The sequence below is a fragment of the Nocardia sp. NPDC004722 genome (assembly GCF_053601505.1).
Genome location: NZ_JBSGBY010000599.1, coordinates 1 through 5,083 on the forward strand (window position 1 = coordinate 1; position 5,083 = coordinate 5,083).

Here is a 5,083-nt window from a genome sequence, read left to right on the forward strand (position 1 = left end):
CGTCTATACGGCGATGGATGCCATGCGCGGGCTGCTGCTGAGCAGTTACGTCTGGCGCGACGAAGCCCGGGTGCGGCGGCAGTGGGCGCGGGTGCACCCGGCCTGGCCCGGCTGGGAGGACGCCGCTGTGCCGCCGGAACGGCTGGGCGACTACCTGCGCGATTTCGCCGACCTCACCCGCGAACACGGGCTGGACGGCCTGCTGTACGGCCATTTCGCGGACGGCTGCATTCACGTCCGGCTGGACCTGCCGATCGCCGATGCGCCGCAACGCTTCCGGGCCTTCCTCGAGGACGCCGCCCGGCAGGTGGTGAAGTTCGGCGGTTCTCTCTCGGGTGAGCACGGCGACGGCCGGGCCCGCTCGGAACTGTTGCGGCACATGTACTCCCAGTCGGCGCTGGACGCCTTCGCCGAGTTCAAGGCCCTGTTCGATCCCGGCGACGTCCTCAATCCCGGCGTCCTCGTGCATCCGCGACCCCTCGACGCCGACCTGCGGCTGGCGGGTCTGCGTCCCCTGCCGTCGACCGGCGGCTTCACCTTCCCCGAGGACGGCGACCTGTCCACGGCGGTGCATCGTTGCGTCGGTGTCGGCAAGTGCCGCGCCGATACGCACGCCTCCGGCGGTTTCATGTGCCCGTCGTATCTGGCCACCGCCGATGAGAAGGACAGCACCCGGGGTCGTGCCCGCGTGCTCCAGGAGGTCGTGCGCGGCGCGCTCGATCCGCGCTCCGAGGCTGTCGCCGAATCGCTCGATCTGTGCTTGTCCTGCAAGGCATGCCGGTCCGACTGCCCGGCCGGGGTCGACATGGCCACCTACAAATCCGAGACGCTCTACCGCCGTTACCGGCGCAGACCGCGCCCGATCGACCACTACACCCTGGGCGGCCTGCCGCGCTGGCTCGGCCCGGCGACTCGGCTGCCTCGGCTGGCCAATGCCCTGAGCTCGCTCTCCCCGCTGCGGAAACTGGGGCTGCGGGCGGCGGGTATGGATCCCCGACGCGCGGTGCCACGCCTGGCAGCCAGGAGTTTCCGGCGTTCGGCGCGGGCGGCGGCCGGTGGCGGGACCGGCGTACTGCTGTGGCTCGACACCTTCACCGATGCCTTCGATCCCGAGATCGCCGGTGCCGCCGTGGAATTGATCGAGTCCCTGGGGCACCGGGTGACCATCCCCGACCGGCGGGTGTGCTGCGGTCTGACCTGGATCAGCACCGGGCAGCTGGATGCCGCGCGAAAGCGGCTGCGCGCCACCGTCGACGCGCTGGACACCCACGTCCGCGCGGGCGGCGTGGTGATCGGCCTGGAACCGTCCTGCACGGCCGCCCTGCGGGAGGATCTCCCACGCCTGCTGCCCGACGACCCGCGCGCCACCGCCGTCGCGTCCGCGATCCTCACCCTGGCCGAATTTCTCGAGACCCAGCCCGAGTGGCGGCCACCGGACCGCACCGGGCAGACCGTCGTGGTCCAGCCGCACTGCCATCAGCATGCCGTGCTCGGTTTCGAGGCCGATCGCCGGATTCTGCGGCGCACCGGCGCGACGGTGACCGAAATATCCGGTTGCTGTGGACTTGCCGGAAATTTCGGAATGCAGCGAGGGCACTACGACGTCTCGGTCGCCGTGGCCGAGCGCGGCCTGCTGCCCGCGCTGCGGGCGGCGCCGGAGAATTCGATCCTGCTCGCCGACGGCTTCTCCTGTCGTACCCAGGCCGCGCAGCTAGCCGGGCGTACTTCCCGTCACCTCGCCCAGTTCTTGCTGGATGCCCCCGGCCCGTGAAACTGAAGGGCACCTGCCCCATCCGGTATGGATGCGGGGCAGGTGCCCTTCCCTCATCTAACAATGCCGAGCATTTGCCGATCGAGCAGACAATCGCCGTCGTCGTTCGTCGCGTTACCAAATAGAATGTCGCGGTGACTTCAGCGCCGCCCGCACCGACCAGTGCGGCGTCCGGCGCGCGGAATCGGACCGTATCCAGCGAACGCCCGATCGATCTGGCCGCCACCGTCTCTCCGCTGCGACGCGGGTTCGGTGATCCCTGTCACCGCGAGACCCCGGACGGCGCGCACTGGCACGCCTCCCGCATGCCGTCGGGCGAGGTCACCTTCCGGCTGCGCCAGGCCGACCGACACAGCGTCGAGGCGCGGGCCTGGGGTGCGGGCGCGGAGGAGTTCCTCGAGCGCCTGCCCGCCATGCTGTGCCTGGACGAGGACCTCAGCGACTTCACCCCCGAACATCCCAAGGTGGCCGAGGCGCACCGCCGCAATCCCGGGCTGCGCATGCTGCGCACCGGCCTGGTGTGGGAGGCGCTGGTCCCGGCCGTGCTGGAACAGAAGGTGCACACCCGCACCGCGCACGAGTCCTGGCGAAAACTGGTGTGGCGCTACGGGACTCCCGCGCCCGGCCCGGCCCCGCAGGGCCTGCGGGTGATGCCGGACGCGGAGACCTGGCGGCACATCCCGTCCTGGGTCTACCACCGCGCCAATGTGGAGCCGCAGCGATCGAAAACCATTGTGCTGGCGGCCCGTATCGCACCGAAGCTGGAGCAGGCGGCCGAGCTCGGCCCGCAGGAGGCGGCGCGACGCCTGCGCACCGTGCCCGGCATCGGGGTGTGGACGGCCGCCGAGATCGCGCAGCGCGCCTTCGGTGACGCGGACGCGTTGTCGGTGGGCGATTTCCATCTCGCCGCGACCGTCGGCTGGACCCTCCTGGGCAAGCCGATCGACGACGACGCCATGGTCGAATACCTCGAACCGCTGCGCCCGCACCGGTATCGGGCCGTGCGGCTGCTCGGGCTGGCCGGTTTCGCGCACAAGCCGAAGTTCGGCCCGCGCACGCCGTACACCGATCACAGCCGCATCTGAGCGCGCCTCACTGCTGCGCGAGCGCCGCGTCGCCCGCCCGTTGGGCGCGGGCCAGCGCGTCGGGTACCGGGATTCGGCCCAGATACATCTCGTCGAGCACGGGCGTGATCGCCTGCAATGCGGCCGGGAACCCGGGCCCGCCGCCCGCCGCGATCTCGTTGCCGCGCAACACCTCGAAGAACGGCGACACATCGACGCCGTGCGCGGCCCAGTAATCGCGGTAGACCTGCTGGTCGGACACCACCGCCGGAATCGTCGCGCCCGCCACGCCCAGATAGCGATTGCCCGCCGCGCTGCCCAGCCACGCCAGCACCCGCCGGACCGCCTCCGGGTGCGCGGTGGCCGCGTTCCCCGCGACCCCGATGGCATTGTTCGCGCTCACCCGCCCGGCCGGGCCCGCGGGAATCATGGCCACACCCCACCGGAATCCGGCCTGCTGCGCGATCGCGGCCAGGTTGAAGGTGCCTGACTGGAACAGTGCCATGCGTCCTTGCAGAAAGGCGTTCTTGGCGAAATCGGAACTGGCGCTGCTGGTGTCGGCGGCCGAAGGCGAGAGCCGGTCGGCGACCAGGCCCACCGTGTAGCCGAAGGCGTCGCGCCCCTGCGGGGAATCGAAGTCGAATCGCCCGTCGCGTTGCAGTTGCCCGCCCGCCGACCCGAGATACGGCAGCGTGATGGATTGAAAGTCGTTGGCGGCGTTGTACGGCCAGGTCGACACGGCCGCCAGCCGTCGCAGCAGCGGCCGGAAGGTGTCGGATCCGGGATCGGGGCTCCAGCGGGCCGCGGCGAGTTCGGCGGAATCGACGCCCGCACGCGCGAGCAGGTCCAGATTGACGTACACACCGGTGCCGCCGTCCACGAATTGCGGTACCGCCCAAAGCTTTCCGTCGCGGGTGTACTGCCGCACGGCCTGCGGGTCCCACGCGCTCGCCGCCTGCGCTCCCAGCGCCGCCCCGATGTCCATGAGGTGCCCGCTGTCGGCGTAGTCCTCGTAGAGGTTGCTCCAGAACAGGTCGTCGGCGACCCCGCCCGCCACATCCAGCCGCAGTTTTTGCTGATAGGAGGCCCACGGCACCAGCGTGATCCGCACTTCCACATCGGGATTGGCGCGTTCGAACTCGTCCAGCGACGCGCGGTAGGCGGAGACGAAGCCCTGATCCCAGATTCGCAGCCGCACCACGGTGCGCCCACCGGCCTCGGTATCGCGTCCGAGCCACAGCGCCGCCGCCACCAGCAGCACGGCGACCACGACCATGCCGAGCACCGCCCGGGTGGAATCCTTCATTTCAGTCCCGTCGTCGCGATGGACCGCAGCACCTGCCGTTGGAACACCACGAACAACACCACCAGTGGCGCGATCGCCAGCGTGGTCGCGGCCATGATCAGCGTCCACTGCGCGTTGTACTGCGTCTGGAGGTTCGCTGTGGCCACGGTCAGTACCTGCCACTTCGGCCCGGACGCGGCGACGAGCGGCCACATGAAGCTGTTCCACTGGGAGACAACGGTGATGACCGTGAGGGTGGCCAGGATCGGGCGGCTCAACGGCACCACCACGCTCACCAGGATGTCGAGAGTGGTGGCCCCGTCCACCCGGGCGGCGTCGATGATCTCCATCGGAATCGCCCGGAAGTACTGGCGCAGCAGGAAGATCGCGTAGGGCGACCCGAACAGCAACGGCAGCACCAGCGCCCAGAAGGTGTTGAGCCAGCCGAGTTTCGCGAACATCAGATACAGCGGGACCAGGGTGACCGCACTCGGCACCATCATGGTGGCGAGGTAGACCCAGAACAGCACGTCGCGCCCGGGGAAGTCGATGCGCGCGAAGGCGTATGCGGCCATGACCGACACCAGCAGCTGACCGCCGGTGATGCACACGGTCATCAGCGCCGTCACGGCCAGCGCCCGGCCGAGCCCTTGGTCGAGCACCGTCCGGAAGTTGTCGAGCGTGGCGGGATGCGGTGCGGCCAGGGCGGATTCGTTCGCGAACTGCGCGGGCGTCTTCACCGCCGTCATCGCGCTCAACACCAGCGGCGCGACCGTGATCAGCGCGCCCAACACCAGCACCGCGTACGCCGCCACGGCCCGCAGTGATCGCTCAGTACTCATAGCTGGTCCGATCCCGGAAGTAGCGGTGCTGGGTCGGAGGGTTCGGAGGAGCAGGGGACCGGCGGCCTCGAGGAGTTCGTGCCCGGCAATGTGGAGTTGCTGCGCGCCGACACCCTGCTCA

The 5,083-nt window shown here is 70.0% G+C and carries 4 protein-coding genes; 2 read left to right on the forward strand and 2 right to left on the reverse strand.

Annotated features, from left to right (window positions below; all coding sequences use genetic code 11):
- Positions 1-1,771: FAD-binding and (Fe-S)-binding domain-containing protein (locus ACWELQ_RS37630; protein ID WP_452401787.1), on the forward strand; the 1,771-nt coding region annotated here is incomplete at its 5' end.
- Positions 1,772-1,905: 134 nt separating this feature from the next.
- A complete protein-coding gene (locus ACWELQ_RS37635) occupies positions 1,906-2,856 on the forward strand; it encodes a DNA-3-methyladenine glycosylase family protein (protein ID WP_452401788.1) in 951 nt (316 codons plus the stop codon).
- Between the two features lie 7 nt (positions 2,857-2,863).
- Here the strand turns inward: ACWELQ_RS37635 and ACWELQ_RS37640 are convergent, their stop codons facing one another.
- Both ACWELQ_RS37640 and ACWELQ_RS37645 read right to left on the reverse strand, forming a co-directional pair.
- Entirely contained in the window at positions 2,864-4,141 is a 1,278-nt protein-coding gene (locus tag ACWELQ_RS37640; protein ID WP_452401789.1) for an extracellular solute-binding protein, read from the reverse strand.
- Positions 4,138-4,962, reverse strand: a complete 825-nt coding sequence (locus ACWELQ_RS37645; protein WP_452401790.1) for a carbohydrate ABC transporter permease — start codon at positions 4,960-4,962, stop codon at positions 4,138-4,140. Before ACWELQ_RS37645 ends, ACWELQ_RS37640 begins: the two co-directional genes overlap by 4 nt.
- Positions 4,963-5,083 lie beyond the last annotated feature (121 nt).